Annotated in this window: 21 protein-coding genes; 9 read left to right on the top strand and 12 right to left on the bottom strand. The window is 60.1% G+C overall.

Annotation, left to right across the window (positions count from 1 at the left end):
- The first annotated feature begins 92 nt into the window (after positions 1–92).
- Positions 93–569, top strand: a complete 477-nt coding sequence (locus HGP17_RS21780) for a VOC family protein (protein WP_168812552.1) — start codon at positions 93–95, stop codon at positions 567–569.
- Positions 570–800: 231 nt separating this feature from the next.
- Positions 801–1535, top strand: coding sequence for a metallophosphoesterase family protein (locus tag HGP17_RS21775; protein ID WP_168812551.1), 735 nt, complete (start codon positions 801–803; stop codon positions 1533–1535).
- A 64-nt stretch (positions 1536–1599) separates the two neighbouring features.
- Here HGP17_RS21775 and HGP17_RS21770 read toward each other — a convergent pair whose 3' ends face one another.
- The 5 genes from HGP17_RS21770 to HGP17_RS21750 form a co-directional block, all read right to left on the bottom strand.
- The gene (locus HGP17_RS21770) at positions 1600–4758 is read right to left on the bottom strand and encodes an efflux RND transporter permease subunit (RefSeq protein ID WP_168812550.1); all 3159 of its coding nucleotides are present in this window, start codon (positions 4756–4758) and stop codon (positions 1600–1602) included.
- A 24-nt stretch (positions 4759–4782) separates the two neighbouring features.
- Entirely contained in the window at positions 4783–5931 is a 1149-nt protein-coding gene (locus HGP17_RS21765; RefSeq protein ID WP_168812549.1) for an efflux RND transporter periplasmic adaptor subunit, read from the bottom strand.
- Between the two features lie 57 nt (positions 5932–5988).
- A complete protein-coding gene (locus HGP17_RS21760) occupies positions 5989–6597 on the bottom strand; it encodes a TetR family transcriptional regulator (protein ID WP_168812548.1) in 609 nt (202 codons plus the stop codon).
- Between the two features lie 231 nt (positions 6598–6828).
- Positions 6829–7308, bottom strand: coding sequence for a hypothetical protein (locus tag HGP17_RS21755; protein ID WP_168812547.1), 480 nt, complete (start codon positions 7306–7308; stop codon positions 6829–6831).
- 125 nt (positions 7309–7433) lie between these two features.
- Positions 7434–7865: an OsmC family protein gene (locus HGP17_RS21750; RefSeq protein ID WP_168812546.1), complete on the bottom strand. Its 432-nt coding sequence runs from the start codon at positions 7863–7865 to the stop codon at positions 7434–7436.
- 342 nt (positions 7866–8207) lie between these two features.
- On the opposite strand from HGP17_RS21750, the gene HGP17_RS21745 reads away from it, so the two are divergent.
- Positions 8208–9002, top strand: a complete 795-nt coding sequence (locus HGP17_RS21745) for a FadR/GntR family transcriptional regulator (protein ID WP_168812545.1) — start codon at positions 8208–8210, stop codon at positions 9000–9002.
- Between the two features lie 31 nt (positions 9003–9033).
- Positions 9034–10182: a galactonate dehydratase gene (gene dgoD / locus HGP17_RS21740; protein ID WP_168810380.1), complete on the top strand. Its 1149-nt coding sequence runs from the start codon at positions 9034–9036 to the stop codon at positions 10180–10182.
- 100 nt (positions 10183–10282) lie between these two features.
- Here dgoD and HGP17_RS21735 read toward each other — a convergent pair whose 3' ends face one another.
- From HGP17_RS21735 to HGP17_RS21705, 7 genes are all read right to left on the bottom strand, one after another.
- Positions 10283–10771: a hypothetical protein gene (locus HGP17_RS21735; RefSeq protein ID WP_168812544.1), complete on the bottom strand. Its 489-nt coding sequence runs from the start codon at positions 10769–10771 to the stop codon at positions 10283–10285.
- A 462-nt stretch (positions 10772–11233) separates the two neighbouring features.
- Positions 11234–11950 (bottom strand): Bax inhibitor-1/YccA family protein, encoded by a 717-nt coding sequence (locus HGP17_RS21730; protein WP_168812543.1) that lies wholly within the window; start codon positions 11948–11950, stop codon positions 11234–11236.
- Positions 11951–11972: 22 nt separating this feature from the next.
- Positions 11973–12743, bottom strand: coding sequence for an anti-sigma factor (locus HGP17_RS21725; protein WP_168812542.1), 771 nt, complete (start codon positions 12741–12743; stop codon positions 11973–11975).
- Positions 12730–13269 (bottom strand): sigma-70 family RNA polymerase sigma factor, encoded by a 540-nt coding sequence (locus HGP17_RS21720; protein ID WP_168812541.1) that lies wholly within the window; start codon positions 13267–13269, stop codon positions 12730–12732. Before HGP17_RS21720 ends, HGP17_RS21725 begins: the two co-directional genes overlap by 14 nt.
- A 64-nt stretch (positions 13270–13333) precedes the next feature.
- A complete protein-coding gene (locus HGP17_RS21715) occupies positions 13334–14257 on the bottom strand; it encodes a bestrophin family ion channel (RefSeq protein WP_168812540.1) in 924 nt (307 codons plus the stop codon).
- Positions 14258–14380: 123 nt separating this feature from the next.
- Positions 14381–15133 (bottom strand): peptide-methionine (S)-S-oxide reductase MsrA, encoded by a 753-nt coding sequence (gene msrA, locus HGP17_RS21710; RefSeq protein ID WP_168812539.1) that lies wholly within the window; start codon positions 15131–15133, stop codon positions 14381–14383.
- 111 nt (positions 15134–15244) lie between these two features.
- On the bottom strand, positions 15245–15454 hold the full coding sequence (locus HGP17_RS21705; protein ID WP_168812538.1) for a SlyX family protein: 210 nt from the start codon (positions 15452–15454) through the stop codon (positions 15245–15247).
- A 235-nt stretch (positions 15455–15689) separates the two neighbouring features.
- Here HGP17_RS21705 and HGP17_RS21700 point away from each other — a divergent pair, with 235 nt between their 5' ends.
- The 5 genes from HGP17_RS21700 to HGP17_RS21680 are packed head-to-tail and all read left to right on the top strand — an operon-like array spanning position 15690 to position 20727.
- On the top strand, positions 15690–16526 hold the full coding sequence (locus HGP17_RS21700) for a metallophosphoesterase (protein WP_168812537.1): 837 nt from the start codon (positions 15690–15692) through the stop codon (positions 16524–16526).
- Complete coding sequence (locus HGP17_RS21695) at positions 16523–17686, top strand: ABC transporter ATP-binding protein (protein WP_168812536.1); 1164 nt, start codon at positions 16523–16525, stop codon at positions 17684–17686. The genes HGP17_RS21700 and HGP17_RS21695 overlap by 4 nt, the downstream gene beginning before the upstream one ends.
- Complete coding sequence (locus HGP17_RS21690) at positions 17679–18602, top strand: sugar ABC transporter permease (protein WP_168812535.1); 924 nt, start codon at positions 17679–17681, stop codon at positions 18600–18602. The genes HGP17_RS21695 and HGP17_RS21690 overlap by 8 nt, the downstream gene beginning before the upstream one ends.
- Positions 18599–19435, top strand: coding sequence for a carbohydrate ABC transporter permease (locus HGP17_RS21685; RefSeq protein ID WP_168812534.1), 837 nt, complete (start codon positions 18599–18601; stop codon positions 19433–19435). Before HGP17_RS21690 ends, HGP17_RS21685 begins: the two co-directional genes overlap by 4 nt.
- 26 nt (positions 19436–19461) lie before the next feature.
- Entirely contained in the window at positions 19462–20727 is a 1266-nt protein-coding gene (locus tag HGP17_RS21680) for an ABC transporter substrate-binding protein (protein WP_168812533.1), read from the top strand.
- Positions 20728–20793: the final 66 nt, after the last annotated feature.

The following is a 20793-nucleotide window of genomic DNA, read 5'->3' as shown; positions in this document are numbered from 1 at the left end:
CGGGAATTTCAGCAATAATATTTTCACTCCGGTGTCGGCATCGGCTCTCCTGCTTCGTCCTATGGGCATCCAACGCGAGAGAGGAGCACCCAATGTCCAAGATTGCCCCATGCCTGTGGTTTGCACGCGAGGCCGAGGAAGCCGCGAAATTCTACGTCTCGGTCTTTCCGGATTCGCGGATCGACCATGTGCAGAAAAACATCGTCGAGACGCCGTCCGGCGCGCCTGATCAGGTTCTGGTGGTCACCTTCACAATTTGCGGCCAGCGCTTCATGGCGCTCAATGGCGACACGGGCGTCGAATTCAACCATGGGATTTCGCTGGAGGTGGATTGTAATGACCAGGCCGAAGTCGATCGGCTGTGGGAAGGGCTGATCCACGGTGGCGGCGAGGCCGTTCAATGCGGCTGGCTCAAGGATCGCTACGGCATTTCCTGGCAGATCGTCCCGACCGTACTCGCAAAATACATTGCCGATCCCGATACGGCCAAGGCGGCCCGCGTGATGCACGCCATGATGAACATGGTAAAGCTCGATATCGCCGCGCTGGATGCCGCCTACAAGGGCTGATCAACGCACACGACCGAAGGCTGCTTCGCCGATCACGCAGGCAGCCTTCGGCATGTCATGGCAATGGCCTTTCGCCGACAAGACCGAAGTTTCCGCCAGCCGCCTTGCTCGCGCTGCCAGCTTGGTCTACCGTCGCCTCCAGAGCCCGTGCGCTACGGGTTTACCAATATGATTTCAAACAATTAGGTCACCGTGGCATCGTCGGTGCGACGGTGAGGAAGCATCCGATTCATGCAGCAGCAACGCGACCGCATCGATCTTACTGGACGGGATTACAGGGCGATCTATGCGCTGAGCGACATTCATGGCTGTTACAATGCCATGATGGAGGCACAAAAACGCATCGTCGAGGATGCCAGCACCCTTCCCGGTCGCAAGCTCCTGATGTTCCTTGGCGATTATGTCGATCGCGGCCCACACTCCAGCGATGTTCTCTCGCAGCTATGCGCACCGGCGCCGGAAGGGTTCGATCGCTACGCACTCTGCGGCAATCACGACGATGTCTTCCTGCGTTTCCTCGATGATCCCGAAGCCAATCGCCATTGGCTGGATTTCGGTGCCCTGCCGACACTGGCGTCTTATGGCATCGACGCGAAAGAGCTATTGGCAGAAGGTCAGAGCATTGAGGGGCTTCGCGACCTCACGCTAGAGGCAATGCCGCCGGCCCATGTGGATCTTCTGCGATCTCTGGCTGGCGCCGTCACCATGGGCTCGCTCCTCTTCGCCCATGCCGGCATCCGTCCGGGCATCCCCCTCGCGGATCAGACCGATGAGGACCTGATGTGGATCCGCGAGCCATTCTTGTCGGATGGTCCGCAATTGCCGCTTTTGGTCATCCATGGCCATACACCAGGCGATGACCCCGTTTTCGGCCATGGCCGCATCGGCATCGATACCGGCGTTTCCATGGGCGGGACCTTGACCATTCTCAAGATCGCTGATGGCAAGCAGATGATCCTGAGTTAGATTTTTCGTCCTCGACCACCAAACGAAAACCCCGGCTTGAAGCCGGGGTTTGTTCTGTCAGCACTTACTCGGCAGCCACGGCTGGAGGTGGTAGCTGGATCGTGTTGTTATCCTCGTCCACCTCCTGCGTCTTCGGCGGCTCCGCCGATTTGCTCTTCGGCTCGCGACCGAAGAACAGGGCGTAGCCGGCGGGTAGAACGAAGATCGTCAGTACGGTCGCGACCAGAATGCCGCCCATCATGGCATAGGCAAGCGGACCCCAGAAGACGCCGCGCGAGATCGGGATCAGCGCCAGAACGGCGGTCAGCGCCGTCAACATGATCGGCCGGAAACGACGCACGGCCGAGCCGATGATCGCTTCCTTGCGGTCCATGCCCGCGGCAATATCCTGATCGATCTGGTCCACAAGAATGATCGAGTTGCGGATGATGATGCCAAGCAACGCGATGACGCCGAGGATGGCAACGAAGCCGAAGGGCGCACCGCTGATCAGCAGGGCTCCGGCAGCACCGATGATGCCGAGCGGACCGGTAGCGAGCACCAGCATCGCCTTGCCGAAGTGCTGCAGCTGCGCCATCAGGAGGACGACGATGATGACGAGCATGATCGGCGCCTTGGCGGCGATCGAGGCTTGGCTCTCGGCGCTGTCTTCGGCACCGCCCTGGATTTCGATCTTGTAGCCGGCAGGCAGGCTGTTTCGAAGATCCGCCATGTCATTGTAGAGCTTGGCCGTCACGTCGTTCGACTGCACATTGTCGGGCAGCGTGGCCCGCACGGAGATCGTCGGCAGACGGTCACGGCGCCATTCGATGCTCTGCTCCATGACGGGCACGACCTTGGCGACCTGCGACAGAGGCACGAACCCACCGCTATCCGTCGGAATATAGACCGAGTTCACCGATGTCAGCAGATGACGGCTTGCCTCCGGCTCGCGGGCAACAATGCCGACCGTTTCTTCGCCCTCACGGTAGTTGTCGAGCGTGACACCGGACATCGAGGCCTGCAGCATCTGGCGGATGCGTTGCGAGGTAACGCCGAGAGCGCGGGCGCGATCCTGATCGATCACCAGCTTCATGGCGGGCACTGGCTCGAGCCAGTCGTCATGGATGGCGCCAAGCAACGGATTCTGGGCAAAGCGCTGCTTCACCTCGTCGGCAATATGACGAACCTCCTGACGATCCGGACCCATCACACGCAGCTGCACGGGCCAGCCGGTCGGCGGACCGAGGAACAGGCGGTCGACCTTGCCACGGACTTCCGGGAAATCGTTAGCCAGGATGCCACGCATCTTGGTGATCAGCCGTTCGCGAGCCGGCTCGTCCTTCGCCATGACCAGCATCTGGGCATAGTTCGGGTTTGTCAGCTGCTGATCGAGCGGCAGGAAGAAGCGCGGGGCGCCCTGGCCGACATAGGTGGCGATGAAACGCTTGTCCGGGTCGTCAGCCATGCGGGCTTCCAGAGCCTGCGCCTGCCGTTCGACTTCCTTGATACTGGTGCCTTCAGGCAGCCACAGGTCGACGAGAATTTCCGGACGCGACGACTGAGGGAAGAAGTTCTGCGGAATGAACTGGAACGACCAGAGGCTGCCGACGAAAGCGGCAAGCGTCAGAAGCAGGACGATGACGCGATGGCGCACCGCCCAGGCAACGGAAGAGTGCAGACGGCGATAGAAGCGCGTGTCGAACACATCGTGATGCTCGCCGGCATGATGCCGCTGCTTGAGGATCATGTAGCCGAGCCATGGTGTGAAATAGACGGCCACGAACCAGGAGACGACAAGCGCGATACCGACGACATAGAAGAGCGTGCGGACATATTCGCCCGCGGTCGATGCTGCAAAGCCGACGGGAATGAAGCCGGCTGTCGTGATCAACGTGCCGGTCAGCATCGGGAATGCGGTCGAAGAATAGGCAAAGCTTGCGGCATCGAGCTTGACCAGCCCTTCCTCGAGCTTGCGCTCCATGAGCTCAACCACGATCATGGCATCGTCGACCAGCAAGCCGAGCGCGATGATGAGAGCGCCGAGCGAAATGCGCTGCAGGTCGATCCCGAATTCATACATGATGGCAAAGGTAGCGGCGAGCACCAGCGGAATGGCGATCGCGATCACCAGACCCGAACGCCAGCCGATCGAAAGGAACGAGACGATCAGCACGATGACCAGGGCTTCGCCCAGCGCATGCATGAATTCGCTAATCGCATCCGTGACAACGTCGGGCTGATTGGCGATCTGATCGACCTGAACGCCGACCGGCAGCGAGGTCTCGAAGCGCTTGTAGGTTTCCTCAACCGATTTGCCGACATCCGTCACCTTGAAGCCTGGAGCCATGACGACGCCGAGCTGCACGCTTGGATGACCGTTATAGAGGAATTTGGCCGTATAAGGATCCTGCAGACCAGCCGTTACGGTGGCGATATCGCCAAGCCGCGTCACCTGACCGCCGGCGGTCAGGCGCAGGTTCTTGATATCCTCGATCTTGTTGACATCGCCCTCGACCGAAATGCGAACCGAACGCGTGCTTGTGTCCACATTGCCGGCCGGATCGACATTGTTCTGGCCGACGATGGCGTTCTTCAGGTCGTTCAGCGTCAATCCGCGTTCGGCCAAGACCTTGGACGAGACGTCGATATAGATCTGTTCCGCCTGGTCGCCGATGATGGTCGCCTTCTCGACGCCGGGCGTCGAGAGCAGCATGTCACGGGCCTGGATGGCGAATTTCTTCAGCTCGGGATAGCTGTAGCCATCGCCGCTGATCGAATGCAGCGTGATGAAGGTATCGCCGAATTCATCGTTGAAATAGGGCCCGAGCAGACCGGACGGCAGCTCGTTGCTGATGTCGCCCACCTTCTTGCGGATCTGGTAGAAGGCGTCCTTGACCTCGGCGGTGTTGGTGTCACCCTTGATCTGTACCGTGGTGATGGCAAAGCCGGCGCGGGTGTAGGACTTGACCCAATCGAGATGCGGCGTTTCCTGCAGCTTGCGCTCGATCTTGTTGACCACCTGGTCTTCCATATCCTGCAGGGAAGCGCCGGGCCACACGGTCTGCACGACCATGACGCGGAAGGTGAAATCCGGGTCTTCCTTCTGGCCCATATGGGTCAGACCGAGCGCGCCGGCGATGATGATCAAGCCGAACAGGAAACGCGCGATGCTGGGATGGGCGATCGCCCAACGCGACAGGTTGAAACGCTTCCTCTCGTCGGAGGTGCTGTTGATGGACATGATGTCGTCCCTCTCGATCCGGGGTCAGCGTACGATATCCGCCGAAGCGGCGGTGGTGTCTGCGGAGGCCTGCTGGGCGCCTGTTGCCGGAACCTTGACCTTCATGTTCTCGGTCATGAACTGCGTGCCGGCGGCTACGACGACATCACCGGCTTTCAGGCCATCGGCAACGCGAACACCGTCATCGGCGAAATCGGCAACCTTGATGGCCCGGGAATGAACCGTGCCGGCGTTGCGATCGACGAGCCAGACGACCTGCTTGCCATCCTTCTGCGCCAGCGCGCTCAGCGGAATGGACACGAAAGGCTGCGTGTTGTCGGCGAGTGCCTCGATCGTGGCGGTCATGCCGAGGAGCACGCGCGGATCGTTGGGGACGCTGACACGCACGGCGAAGGTGCGCGACTGATCGGCACTGCCGGAGACTTCACGGACCTTTCCGTCAAGCACGAGAGCCGAGTCCGACCAGAAGCGTGCCTTGACGTCCTTGCCGACCTTGAATTGCGCAATGTCCATTTCCGGCACGGCGACCTGAACTTCCTTTTCGCCATCGACCGCAACGGTGATGACGGGTGTGCCGGAACTGACCACCTGCCCGACATCGGCGTTGATCGTCGTGACGATGCCGTTCATATCCGAGGTCAGGTCGGTATAGGCTACCTGGTTCTTGGCTTCGGTCAAGGCCGAGGCTGCTGAATCGCGTGTCGAAACCGCCTGCTCATAGGTGAGTTCGGCCTGTTCCAGCTGCGATTTGGAGGTGACGTTCTTGTCGAAGAGTGTCTGGGCGCGGGTGCGGGCGAGTTCGGCCGTCTGCACCTGTTTTTGTGCCGCATCCAGATCCGCCTGCGAGCGGCGCACCGAAAGCGTGTAGTCCGTCGCGTCCATGCGGGCAAGCACATCGCCGGGCTTCACGCTCTCGCCGATATCGACCTTGCGCTCGACGATCTTGCCGTTGACGCGGAAACCGAGGTTCATCTCGGTACGGGCACGAACGGCGCCTGAATAGTCCAGCTTGCGTGTGGTGTCGGCCTGGGCAATCTCGACCACCTTGACCGGCCGGATCACCTCCGCCGCCTCTTCTTTCTTCTCGTTGCAGCCGGAGAGCGTCAGCGCAAATGCGGCAAAAGCCGCAGCGCCGGCAACGTTCCGTATGGTAGTGGTCGTCAGCGAAACCATGTCGCTCTCCTATGCGAACAAAAACTGGCATGCACCGGCCATCCGGTGCGCAGGCTGCTATTTCTTCAGGGCCCTGATGGCGAATTCGACGATATCTTCGGGTCTGGCCTCATTCGTCTTGTTGAGGCACTGCGCCACCATCTGCGGATGACAGAGATTGACGGTCGCCGCGCCGTAGCACATGGCCGCGATATGCGGGTCCTGCTCGACAAATTCGCCCGCAGCGATCCCTTCGGCGATGATTTCGCCCGTTACCGTCTGGATCCGGTCGATGAATTTTTCGATGACATGCCAATCGCGCTCGATGGCGATGACGACCATTTCGTGAACCTTCTGCTCATCGAGCATGGTCTCCACGGTCAATCTGTATTGGCCCATCGTATAAGCCCGCAGCCGATCGGCGGCGCTCATCGGCTGATGACGGATCGCAAGCGCCATCTGGTAGCTCTGCTCGAGCATGCGCCCGCACAGAGCCTGATGGATTTCGACCTTGGAGCCGAAAAAGCGATAGATATTGGCCGTCGACATGCCGAGATCGCGGGCGATATCGGCCACATTGGTCTTGCTGTACCCATAATGGCGAAAGAGCTTTTCAGCGGCATCGAGGATGCGCGTGATGTTTTCCTGACGCGCAGGGTCGGCGCTGATATCGGGAAGATCGAGCATGAGCAAAGCCTGATAGATTACGAGTGACGAATTTCAATTTTCGTCACTCGTAATCTATCAGAGTGCCGATGTCAACAAACCCGTCTGCAACCGCAGGCGGTTTTGGGATGCTATTGAATAAATGGAGATTGCGCCGAACAACTTGAAACAAGAGTTAAACGATCAACAACGCTCCTTGCGGAACGCGACGAAAGTATCCGGCATTTTGTCGCAGCGGCAAACGTCGCCCGCTCACGCTCTCATGAGCGTGGGATGAAACCTGCGGACGCTAAAGTAGCCGACGAGCAGAGTGACCACCAGCAACGCCACCTGCGCCGCCAATATCGGCGGCTCGTTGCCATTCGGCGCCAATGCGTTGAGCGCCGTTATCTTCTGGAACGACTGGATGACCAGCACGAGACAGTTGAAGAACAACAGCACGAGCGCGCCGACGACGAAAACGGAGCGCCAGATGCCGGCAAGGTGAAAGCTGTAGCGCGCCAGCGCCGTTGGAACGAAGATGACCAGACAGAGGATACCGACGATGATCGCCGGCGTGACGCCGTGAAACGGGAACAGAAAACCCGTTATGCTCGTGAGAGCGGTGGTCAGCATGTAAACGAGCGTCGATCGATCGTGGCGGTCCGCCGTCAGGAACCCATAGGCGACGACGATGCCGCTGACGATGGCAATCAAGCTGACGACGACATGAATCTGAAGAATTCCAAACATTCGCCCCTCCCCTTGAGCATTGCATTTCAGTGGACATGAAAGCCCAATGCTCTGATGAGGAATGTAGACGAAAAACGCCGCGCCAGCCAGCGGGCAAGCGCGGCGAGAAATCCTGAAGCAGCCGCTTAGATGGCGTGAACTTCCAGGGAAATCGGAACGGATGCCAGCGCCTTTGAAACCGGGCAACCGGCCTTTGCCTTGTTGGCAAGTTCGGTAAAGGTCGCCTCGTCGGCACCGGGTACCTTGCCCTTCAATGTCAGGTGGATTGCGGTGATTGCAAAGCCGCCTTCGACGCTTTCGAGCGTGACCTTGGCCGTGGTTTCCATGTTTTCGGCGGTGAAACCTGCCTCATTGAGGATCAGCGACAGTGCCATCGTGAAGCAGCCGGCATGAGCAGCGCCGATCAGCTCTTCAGGGTTGGTGCCGGGGACACCTTCGAAACGGCTGGCGAAACCGTAAGGATAGTTGTTGAGCGCGCCGCTCTGGGTCGAAATCTGGCCCTTGCCATCCTTCAAACCACCAGACCACTGAGCCGAACCTGTACGATTGATCTGCATGTCGTCCTCCTTGTCGTTGATTGAGCTACGAGGGTGCGATTTACGCCTCCCCGCGATGACCGCCGGCAGTCGCCTGCCGTAGCGGCACCATAGACCTTCTATCCGTCGAAGACGACGCCGCCATAACAAGACGCCGCCGACTTCGACAAAGCGCGGCGCCGCAGATTGTTCCCATTTGCGATCCACGACAACCGCTAATCATCATACAATATTGTTGCTCATGTATGATGATTGATGTATCTTCTGCGCTGTGATCGATGTCTCCGCATGAAACGATGAAGGCGGCATTGACCTTCCGGAATGGAAGGTTTGGGAACATTCGCGTGACTTGGGGGAGTTAGGGTGGATTCGGTTGAAGGACAGGGGCACGGCTCCTCAACTCAGCCCGCGCGGCGTCCCCGCGTGCGCAAGAATGTGACGGCATCGATTGCCGCCCACATCTGCTCTGAACACTATCCCTCCGGATCGACCTTGCCGCGCGAGAACGATCTTTGCACGATTTACGGCGTCAGCCGCACCGTCATCCGCGAATCTCTCAAAGTTCTGGAATCGAAGGGACTCGTGCGTGGCAAGCCGCGTATCGGCACCACGGTTTGCGATAGGGACGACTGGAACATCCTCGATCAGGATGTGCTGGAGTGGATGGGCCCGTATATCGCCAAGTTCGATATTCTCGGCTCGATTCTCGAGGCTCGCCGGACCATCGAACCCGCTGCCGCCGAATATGCCGCAGAACGTGCGACCGCGCAGGAAATCGCCGATCTCGACAATGCCTGGCGGCAGATGCGCGACAGCGCCGATGACCCGGAACGCTTTACCGAGGCTGATCTGGCGTTCCACAATGTCCTATTGAGCGCCAGCCACAATCAGGTCTTCCGCCGCCTGTCGAGCGCGATGCATGCCGGCCTCCGATATGTGCTCCACGCCTCGAACGTAGCCGCACGCAGCCGTGACGACGCGATCGTTGTCCATGGCGAACTTGTAGAGGCGCTTCGCCTGCGCGATCGCGCTGTGGCTCGCGACTGCGCACATCGCATGCTTGATCTTGCCGCCCGCGATCTTGCCGTAGAGAGACGGCTGGACGACGGCCGCAAACCAAATTCCGAAACCCCGACATCTGCGGCCACTCGCCGCTGAACGCAACCCAAAGCCAAACGGAAACAATCCCATGAAAATCACCAAGCTGACGACCTATATCGTTCCCCCGCGCTGGCTGTTCCTGAAGATCGAGACGGATGAAGGCGTCGTCGGCTGGGGCGAGCCGGTGGTCGAAGGGCGTGCCCTGACGGTGCAGGCAGCCGTGCACGAACTGGAAGACTATCTGATTGGCAAGGATCCTTTCCTGATCGAGGATCACTGGAACGTCATGTACCGCGCCGGCTTCTATCGCGGCGGCGCCGTGCACATGTCGGCGCTTGCCGGCATCGACCAGGCGCTCTGGGATATCAAGGGCAAGGCGCTCGGCCAGCCGATCCACTCGCTGCTCGGCGGTCAGGTGCGCGACAGGATCAAGGTCTATTCCTGGATCGGTGGCGACCGCCCCTCCGACGTCGCCAACAACGCCAAGGACGTCGTTGCCCGCGGCTTCAAGGCGATCAAGCTCAACGGTTGCGAGGAGATGCAGATCGTCGACACCTACGACAAGGTGGAAAAGGCGGTTGAAACCATCGCCACCATCCGTGAGGCGATCGGCCCTTATGTCGGCATCGGCGTCGATTTCCATGGTCGCGTCCACCGGCCGATGGCCAAGGTGCTGGCCAAGGAGCTCGAACCCTACAAGCTGCTGTTCATCGAGGAGCCGGTGCTGTCGGAAAACCGCGAGGCGCTGAAGGAAATCGCCAATCATTGCTCGACGCCGATCGCCTTGGGTGAGCGCCTCTATTCGCGTTGGGACTTCAAGTCGGTGCTGTCGGACGGCTATGTCGACATTCTCCAGCCGGATCTCAGCCACGCCGGCGGCATTACCGAATGCCGCAAGATCGCTGCGATGGCGGAGGCCTATGACGTGGCGCTGGCTCCGCATTGCCCGCTCGGCCCGATCGCGCTTGCCGCCTGCCTTCAGGTCGATGCCGTCAGCTACAATGCCTTCATCCAGGAGCAGAGCCTCGGTATCCACTACAACAAGGGCAACGACATCCTCGATTACATCTCCAACAAGGAGGTATTCCAGTATGCCGACGGTTTCGTCTCGATCCCGCAGGGACCGGGCCTCGGCATCGAGGTCGACGAGGCCTATGTCATCGAACGCGCCAAGGAAGGCCATCGCTGGCGCAATCCCGTCTGGCGTCACGAGGACGGCAGCGTCGCAGAGTGGTAAAAAGATAGCCTTCGCTGCCTGAGGCGGAGGATTGGAATTCTGGCTAAATTGGCCGGTGATCGCGTCATGGCGGTTGCCGGACAATTCTTATGACGCAAGCTTATTCGAAGGCGGGGCGATAGATTTTCGTTGCCTGTTCCAAAGAGGCCCCGGCTTCATCGAGCGCTTTCAGCACCACCCCCATATCCTGTGAAGGATTGCTGTAGAACCAGTCGATGGTAAAGCGCAGGGTCTGGCCGAGCTGTTTGGTATTTGCGGCCATCGGCGGCAGTGCGAGCGCGCGCAGCTGCATGTTTTCGCCGCCACGTGCGCGATCCCGCGTCCACCAGGCCAGAAATTCGAGTGCCTTCAGACCTTTTTCGTCCCGCTCGATCGAAAAACCGATCGAGAGCAGCAATTCCTCCGGCAAGGCCCCGTTCGTTCTGCGCAGGGCAGCAGCAGGCAGATCGGCGTAGGCACCGGGCAGCGAAAGATCCGAAACGGCCACATGGGGCAGATAGACCTTGCCGAGTTCGGCATCCGTCACGCCGGGTATGGCCTTCACGGCCTCGGTCAACCGGGCGACTTCCTTGGGCGCCTCACCAGCCATGGACGACATCGCCAGCGTCTGGACGATCCCCAATGCGAAACATAGTCGTTGCCACCATCTTGCCACCGCTCAAACCCGTGTGCGAAATCGATAGCACAACTTGGCAAAGGCAGCCGGGAAAATCAAACCGTGGCTGGGAAATCGGCGCGACAGGCACGCCTAGGGCAGAAAGCTGCCGGCAAGACGATTCAAGGCGAGTGTCGCCATCACATAAATCTCGTCGCGATTTCCAGGCTTTTCTTCCAGCATTGCATGTCTTTGATTTTAAGCATGTCGCGGTCGTAAGGCGTCTGAACACGTGTGTCCGACACGCTCAAAAAATTGCGCCTGCAGTATCGGCGCAGATACTGCAGGCGCGTCATGCGTCTCAACAAGCCCCCAGGGAGACGCATTTCCAGAACACGATCACCAAAAACGTGGAGTGTCTTTTGGCTCAGACCGTGCTCAAGCTTTATTCCGATACTATTCCCGCTCGCCGGTGAAGTTCAGCAGCAGCTGGAAGATATTGACGAAGTTCAGGTAGAGCGACAGGGCACCGAAGACGGCAAGCTTCTGCTGCGATTCCTGATCGTAGTTTTCGGCATACTGTTCCTTGATGTTCTGCGTATCCCAGGCGGTCAGGCCGACGAAGACCACGATGCCGATTACCGAGATTGCAAACTGCAGCGCGCTTGAGCCCAGGAAGATATTGACGATGCTGGCAAGGATCACACCGAACAGACCCATCATCAGGAACGAGCCGATGTTGGAAAGATCACGCTTCGTCGTATAGCCGTAGAGGCTGGTCGCGCCGAACATGGTCGCGGCGATGAAGAAGGTGCGGGCGATGCTCGTGCCGGTGAAGACCAGGAAAACCGAGGCCAGTGACAGGCCCATGACCACGCAGAATGCCCAGAACATCGTCTGTGCCGTGCTTGCCGACATGGACTGGATGCGGAACGAGAAGAACAGCACGAAGGCGAGCGGCGCCAGCATGACGACCCACTTCAGCGGGCTCTGGAAGATCGGCACATAGAGCGCCGGCGTCGTACCGACGATCAGCGCGACGATGCCGGTCACGACAAGGCCGATGCCCATGTAATTGTAGACGCGCAGCATGTGCTTGCGCAAACCTTCATCGAAGAGCGCCTGCGAGCCAGCGGCGGCGCCGTAGCCGTATCGCGGATTGGTCGGATTCATGGTCGTTCTCCTTTAACTCAAACTAGTACAGGCTGCGGGCGAGCTTTTCGGCATCGCCGTCAAGTTGACCCGCCTGGCCATTACCGATCAGTGCGTAGGCGACTTCGCCGATCTGCCAGTAGGCAGCCTGGACATCGTCACGCTTGACGTGACTGACATCCTTGACGGCGAAGGTTCCCGGACGCACGGCGAACAGTGACAAATGCCCGTCCTTGCCGGCATCGACCATCATTTCGACGCTCGGACCGAATTCGGACGGATAGATCTGCGCGTCCGTGACGCGCCACCCACCCGGGAGTTCCGGCAGGACGATCGCCGTCGATGCGCGGATTTCTTCCGGATTGTAATTTTCGGCCGCAGCCTGCGGCTTTATTTCTTCCCGGACGGCTGTCGTCTTATAAGCGCGGACCGCATCGTCAACGAAGGCCGGCGGCCGTGTGGAAGCGCTGACCTCGCTCGCCGTGAAGGCGCCGAAGGACGTATGCGCAACCCAGCCAGCCGTTACCAATACGGCAACGGCGGCAACCCTTTGAAAGGAGCCGAGCATGCGGCCGTACACCAGCCCACGCTCCAGCCGACGGGCGGCTTCCCGCGTTTCGGCCCGCACCACATGCCCCTCTCCGGCCAGCGCCATGCGCAGCTCGCCGCGGATACTCATGTCCGCCATGACCTTGGCGGCGATCTCCGGATGCTCCGAGAGATAGGACTCCACCTCGACCCGCCGCGCGAGCGTGAGCTCGCCATCGACATAAGCGTCGAGATCGGTATCGATGATCGGATCAACGATTTTCATTGCCGCCTCCCTCGATAAGCCGCAGATGTGAAACCTTGGAGGCAGCCTCCTCGAAATTGCGCAGGCTCGCCCGTGCCCGCGCAATGCGGGACATCAGCGTACCAACAGGAATGCCAAGTGCGGATGCCGCCTCCTGATAGGAGAGGTCCTCGATCGCCACCAGATGCAGCGCCTCGCGCTGCTCCTCCGGCAGACTGAAGAAGGCTTCGCGGACCTGGCTCAAACGAACCGTATGATCCTGCGATGCCGGCAGCGCCGTTTCGAGATCGGCCGCAGCCTCCTCATGACGACGGTTCAGCGACTTCTTCTGGCGAATGCGGTCGATATGCACATTGTGCAGGATCGATAGCAGCCAGGTGCGCAGATTGCCGTCGCGCCTGAAAGAGGCCTTGCGCTCGTATGCCTTGACCAGTGCGTCGTGCACCAGATCTTCGGCCTCGTCCGCGTTGCGCACGAGCGAGCGGGCATAACGTCTCAGCGAACCGAGCTGCCCCAAAACATCGAATGTGCGTCCTTTGCGTTCCATACACCTATATACGGAACCACTTCGGATTCTATTCCATCGCCCTTCGAATATTTTTTGCTGATTTTTACATCAGCACGAAATCCTTGGGCTGCGGCAGCGGCGGCAGGTCGGTTTCTCCGAGCGCTTCGCGCAGATTGATCTCGATCGTATCGGCAAGAGCGCCGATGGCGAGGGCATTGGAGCGCTGGCCGAAAGGATCTTCCAACTCATCACCGAGCGCATCGAGGCCGAAGAAGGCATAGGCAATGAGGGTCGTCACAAATGGCGATCCCCATCCGAGCGTATCCACATAACCGAAGGGAAGCAGGAAGCAGAAGAGATAGGCGGTGCGGTGCAAGAGCAGCGTGTAGCCGAAGGGCAGCGGCGTGCTGCGAAGACGCTCGCAGGCAGCCTGCACCGCACCCATCTGGCCGATGCTGATATCCAGCATCTGGTATTGGATATCCGAAATCACACCCGATGCCTTCAATCGCGCCAGATCGGCTGACATCAGCCGCAGGATGAGATCGGCGCGGTTTTGAGCCGCTCGATAAAACTCCGCCTCGCTTGAAGTCAGCAGACGCAACACCTTCGTTTCATCGCTGCCAGGCCGCAGGAGACAGACGAGCGCCTGCGCGAACGCCATCGTCAGACGCAGCAGGTTCTTTCTTGCCGCGACGCCGCTCTCGCCCGCGGCATCGAGAACGAGTGTCTGGCGGGCAAAGCCGCGCGCCACATATACAAGCTGTCCCCAGTCGCGCCGCCCTTCCCACCAACGGTCGTAGGCAGCGTTGTTGCGAAAGCCGAGAAAGATCGAAAGCGCGATACCAAGCAGCGCAAGCGGCGAGCCGTTGAACGAGACGACGAGGTTCGGCCGCTCCTCATGCCCCCAAACGATCAGGGCCGACATCAGGAAGATGACGATGATCTGCGGCAGGATGCGCCGGATGATCGACCCGCGAACGATGAAGAAAAGCTGGAAGAGATTCGGCCGGTCGCGGACGATCATGGCGAAACGCACTCTCGATGACACTCTGGTGAGGCACCAATACACCAGACGAGCCAGGAGTAACGAGCATTTCTTGCAGGGCGGCCGTGACCGGCGGACATCGCTCGCCGGTCACGCAGCTGGTCAGTTTGCGCTTGCGCTCGCCATCACCAGAACCGGATCAGAACGGTAATCCTTGGGGAAGAGATGCTGCAGGCTCTTCACCTTCGGCAGATCGTTGATGACGATATAGGGATAGCTCGGATGGGTGGTCAGGAAATCCTGATGATAATCCTCGGCGGCATAGAATTGACGGCCCGGCTCGATCTTGGTGACGATGGCGGCGTCAAAAGCCTTGGCATGATTGAGCTGGTCGATATAAGCCTTGGCGACATCGACTTGCGACTGGCTGGTCGGGAAGATGGCCGAGCGATATTGCGTGCCGCTATCCGGCCCCTGGTAATTCAGCTCGGTCGGGTCATGCGCCACCGAGAAATAGATCTGCAGCAGGTGCCCATAGCTGATCTTGTGTGGATCGAAGACGATGCGCACGGATTCGGCATGGCCCGTATCGCCCGAGCTCACCATTTCATAGTGAGCCGCATCCTTGCTGCCGCCCGTATACCCCGACGTCGCGCTGATGACGCCGTTGACGTGCTGGAAGACGCCTTGAACGCCCCAGAAGCAACCGCCCGCAAGCACCACCGTCTCCGTGCTCGCCGAGGCGCCCTTTTCGTCCATGCTGGGCGCGGGAATGACCCGGGCATCCTCGGCCGCAGCCCGACCAGCAAACTGCAGGCCAACAGCAGCAACCAGCACCGTGGCTGCCATCAATCCGGCGTAGCGCGCCACCCGCGCCGAGCCAATGCGGATTATATCTGTCGATAAAACCTTCATGACATTCTCCTCTCGACCGCGATTGTACACGCTTCGGTCAGAAGGAAATACGGGAAGAACAGGGGGAATGTTACACACGCACGCGTGTAACACCGAAACGTGAACGCCTGATCAGTAATGTGGCGGCTTGGTAATAGCCGGAGCGTTAAGCGATTGCTCCTCAAGCGTCAGGAAGCGCTCGGTCAGCCGATCAAGCTTTTGACGCGTCTGCTCCACCACCTTCCATTGTTCGGCGAGCTGGTCAGAAAGCTCCTCGATGGTCTTTGCCTGGTGGGCGACAATTTCCTCGAGTTTGATGATGCGGCTCTGTTCGTCTGACATATCTGATCCCCTTCGCACTGCTCTATAACATCAGGCGTGGCCGCGTACACCGCTTCAATTCGTTGCGAAGCAACCGCCGGCGCCGTTTGACGGCCATGTGACAAAACTGAAAAACAGATGAAAAGGCCCGTTACCTAACTGACATGGGCGCCTTCTAAAGAGAGCGCAGAGACGCGCCCGCTGGAAGGCAATCCTTTTGCTGGCGCACCCTTTCTGAAGACTTCGGAGAAGCGCCTTGAAGATCATCCAGATCACCGACACCCATTTGAGCCCCAACAAGCCGCATTTCAACGGCAATTGGGAGCCGCTGGCGAAATGGATCGAGGCAAGCGGCGCCGATCTGGTCATTCACACCGGCGATCTGAGCGTCGATGGCGCCGATAAGGATGAAGACCTCACCTTTTCGATGGATCTGATGCGGCAGGTTTCCGTGCCGATGCTGATCGTACCCGGCAACCACGACGTAGGCCACCTGCCCGGCTCTCATCAGCCCGTCAACCCCGAGCGACTGGAGCGCTGGCGGCGCCTCGTCGGCCCTGATTACTGGGCAAAGGACGTCGACAACTGGAGGCTGATCGGCCTGAACAGCCTGCTGATGGGCTTCGAGGATGCCGAAGAGCAGAAGCAGTTCGACTGGCTGCAGCAGATGCTCGAAAGCCGCGGCGACCGCCGCGTTGCCCTCTTCGCGCACAAGCCGCTGTTCGTCGACGCCCCGGATGAAGGTGACACGGGCTATTGGAGCGTGCGTCCGGCGCAGCGTCGCCGTCTGTATGATCTTATTGCCGCTCATGACGTCGCGCTGTTCGGCAGCGGCCACCTGCACTGGACGTGGGAAGGCCGCTTCAACGACACCGCCGTCGTCTGGGCACCGCCAGGCGCCTTCATCCTCGACAAGATGGAACGCGAAATGCCTGGCGAACGCCTGGTCGGCGCCGCCATCCATGAGCTTGGCGAGACGGTATCCACCGAGCTCGTCGCCGTTCCCGGCATGACCGCCTACTTCCTCGACGACGTCGTGATGGAGGTCTATCCGCAGGCCGCCCCGAAGGTACAGAAGGAAGCAACGGAATGAGCGCACTCTCGCTTCGCGGCATTGCCAAATCTTTCGGCGGCAACGCCATCCTCAAGGGCGTCGATCTCGACGTTCAGCCGGGCGAATTCATTGCCCTCGTTGGGCCCTCAGGATGCGGCAAGAGCACGCTGCTGCGCATCCTTGCCGGCCTTGACCATGCCGACAACGGCGAGATCATTCTCGGCGGAAACGACGTCTCCGGCGTTGCGGCCGCGGATCGCAACATCGCCATGGTCTTCCAGTCCTATGCGCTCTATCCGCACCTGACGGCTTCGGAAAACATCGCCGTGCCGCTCGCCATGCGCCGCCTGTCGCGCGTCCAGCGCCTGCCTTTCATCGGCTCGCTGATTCCCGGCCAGCGCGCCACCCGCTCCGCAATCATCCGTGATGTCCGCGAAATGGCGACCTCGTTGAAGATCGACCATTTGCTCGATCGCAAGCCCGGCCAGATGTCCGGCGGCCAGCGTCAGCGCGTGGCGCTCGCCCGCGCCATGGTGCGCCGGCCCGCCGTCTTCCTCATGGACGAACCGCTTTCCAACCTTGATGCCAATCTGCGCGTCCATGCCCGCGGCGAGATCGTCGATCTGCATCGCCGCGCTGGCGTTCCCACGGTCTACGTCACGCACGATCAGGCCGAAGCTCTATCCATGGCCGATCGCGTCGCCGTCATGATCGGCGGCCAACTGCTGCAGCTCGCCTCGCCGCAGACGATCTATGACGATCCCTCGCATATCGAGGTCGCCCGCTTCGTCGGCCAGCCGCGCATCAATCTGCTCCCGGCTCGCGCTGAAAACGGTATCGTCGCCTTCGGCGGCATCCGGCTTGCATTGGAAGACGGCAGCATTGCCGGAAACAACGTCACGCTCGGTATCCGTCCGGAATTCGTAAGTCTTACGCAAAACCGGCAGGATGCGCTGGCAGCGCATATCGAGCGCATGGAGTTCCTCGGCTCCGAAGTCATCCTGTATGCCAAGCTCGATGCAATCGGCGAAACCATGATCGTCAAGCTCGCTCCGGCCGAGGTTGCCGGGCTTTCTATAGGCATGCCCGTCGCCCTGACGTTAACGGCCGAACAGGCGATGGTCTTCGCCGAAGATGGTCGCCGCCTGCGCGCAAACCCGACGACCGTCGATGCCGCCCGGGAGAAGGCACATGGCTAGCATTGCCGCCACGTCCCTGCCGACACGGTCGGTAGCGGCGCGCGAGCGCAGCGAGGCCCGCACGGCTTTGCTCTTCGCCCTGCCCGCCATCATTTTGATCGTGCTCTTCATTCTGGTGCCGATCGTCGCCGTCGTCATCCTTGGCTTCACCGACTTTCAGCTCGGCGACACGAGCCTGCGCTTCGTCGCCTTCGAAAACTACCCGCATCTGCTCAAGGATCGCGCCTTCATGAAATCGCTCTGGAACACGACGGTCTATACGGCGATCGTCGCGCCGGTTTCGATCGTACTCGGCCTGGGCGTCGCACTCTTGATCGAGAGCGAAGGCATCGGCCGCAGCTTCTTCCGCACGGCTTATTTCTTGCCGGTGGCATCGCTGATCGTGGCCATGGCCACCGTCTGGCAATATCTCTTCCACCCGACGATCGGGCCGATCAATGCCATGCTTGCCGAGATGGGCTTGCCTGGGCCGAACTGGCTCGGCTCGTCTGCGACGGCCCTCTACAGCCTGTCGATCATCGGCGTCTGGCAATCGGTCGGCTTCAACATGGTGCTGTTTCTCGCCGGCCTCACCGCAATCCCACGCGAACTTTATGCGGCAGCGGAAGTCGATGGCGCGAAGTCGGCCTGGGATCGCTTTTGGCTCGTTACCTGGCCGATGCTCGGGCCGACGACGCTTTTCGTCACGACCATCAGCATCATCAACGCCGTGAAAGTCTTCGACACCGTCAAGGCCCTGACCGATGGCGGCCCCAACCATGCCTCCGAAGTGCTCCTCTTCACCATCTACCAGGAAGGCTTCGTCTATTTGCGCGTCGGCTATGCCTCGGCGATGACCACCGTCTTCCTCGCCATCCTCGTGGTGCTGACCTTCCTGCAATATCGCGTCCAAGACCGGCAGGTGCATTACACATGACCTCGACAGGCTTTACCTTCGGCCGCATCTTGCGCCTCGCCGTGCTGATCCTTGGCGCCCTCATTTTTCTGGCGCCCTACATTTTCATGATCTCGACCGCCGGCAAGGCGCAGGACGATATCTTCACCTCAGCCCTCAACCTCATTCCGACGCACCTCTTTTACGTCGAGAACATCACCAAGGCCTTGAGCAAGGTCGACATGGGCACGCTGCTCTTCAACGGCGTTTTCGTGTGCGGGCTGATCTTCTTCTTCCAGGTGCTGATCGCCATTCCCTGCGCCTATGCCATGGCGAAGCTGAAATTTCGCGCAGCGCGCACCATGATGGTGCTGATCATGCTCGGCCTGCTGATCCCGATCCATGCGACGGCATTGCCGCTCTATGTGGGCTTCAACAGCCTGTCGCTCCTGAACAGCTACGCCGCTCTCGTCGCGCCTTTCTCGATCTCGGTCTTCGCGATCTTCATGTTCCTGCAGTTCTTCCGCGCCATGCCGGATGATCTGATCCATGCCGCCCGTCTCGACGGCATGTCAGAACTCGGCATCGTCGCCCGCGTCATCGTTCCGAATGCGTGGCCTGCGGTAACGGCCTTTGCGATCTTCTCGGTCGTGGCACACTGGAATGATCTCTACTGGCCGCTGATCGTCATCAGCAAGCAGGCCTATTTCACGCCGCCGCTCGGCCTCATGTATTTCCGCGCCGCCGAAGCCGGCGACGACTACGGCGCGCTCATGGCGGCAACCCTCATCATCACCATTCCCCTCGTCGCGGCGTTCCTTCTCGCACAGAAGCGTTTCGTCGAGGGCATCACCATGACCGGTCTCAAAGGCTGACCGGTTTGAAAAACGGAGAACGAGCGATGAAGCATATCACCCAGATTCTCGCCGCCGCGGCCATTTCGATGGTCGTGACGGTCCCGGCCTACGCCGAAACGACCCTGACGGTTCACTATCCCATGCCCGGCTTCTTCAAGAACGTGATGGACACGATCTCGAAGAAGTTCATGGAAGAAAATCCCGACATCAAGATCCAGTTTGCGGCTCCTTCGGCCACCTATGAGGAAGGCATTCAGACCATCCTGCGCCAGGTAGGCACGAGCGAAATGCCCGATGTCACCTTCATCGGCCTCAACCGCCTGCGCATGATGGACGAGCGCAACGTCGCCGTCGATCTCGGACCGCTCGTCAAGAAAGACGGCAACATGGCCGAGCAAGGCTTCTCGGACACGATCCTGAAGCTCGCCCAGGTCAAGGGCAAGCAGGTCGGCCTCGCCTTCGCGACCTCGAACCCGATCATGTATTACAATGCCGACCTGGTGAAGGCTGCCGGCGGCAACCCGGACAACCCGCCGCAGACCTGGGATGAAGTTCTGACGCTTGCCGGCAAGATCAAGGCGCTCGGCAATGGCGTCGACGGCATGGACTTCCGTTGGCAGGGCGATGACTGGATGTTCTCCGCCCTCCTCTTCGGCGCCGGCGGCAAGATGCTAAGCGACGACGAAAGCAAGGTTGCCTTCAACGGTCCCGAAGGCCAGAAGGCCGTCGACATGATTCAGCGCATGGTCAAGGAAGGCGGCATGCCGGTCTTCACCAAGGCCGCAGGCGAACAGGCCTTCGCTGCCGGCAAGGTCGGCTTCGAATTCCAGACCACCGGCGCTCTCGTCAACACCATCAAGAACGTCGGCACCAAATTCGACCTGCGCACCGCCAAAATCCCGCTGATCGACCCGGTCAATGGCCGCCTGCCGACGGGCGGCAATGCCGTCGTCATCCTGACGCATGATCCGGTCAAGGAAGAAGCTGCCTGGAAATTCGCCAAGTTCGCGGCCGGCCCCTATGGCGCATCGGTCGTCGTTCCCGGCACCGGCTATGTCCCGAACAACGAGCTTGCTGCCAAGTCTCCCGAATATCTCGGCGACTTCTACAAGAAGAACCCGCTGTTCCAGGCTAGCCTGAACCAGATGTCGCTGATGATCCCGTGGTATGCCTTCCCGGGCTCCAACGGCGTCAAGGTCACGCAGACCATCGTCGACAACCTCTCGCGCATCGTCGATGGCTCGGCAACGCCGAAAGAAGCGCTGGATGACGCAGCTTCCGACGTCGAAGGCCTGCTGCCGCGCAAGTAATCCTTGCATCTGATCAGAACGATCGCGCCGCCTCACTGACGAGGCGGCGTTTTCATATGGATAGTC

Source organism: Rhizobium sp. P38BS-XIX, assembly GCF_012641435.1.
GTDB lineage: Bacteria > Pseudomonadota > Alphaproteobacteria > Rhizobiales > Rhizobiaceae > Rhizobium.
Note: the sequence above shows the minus strand (reverse complement) of the source record. Positions and strands in the feature narration are given on the sequence as shown.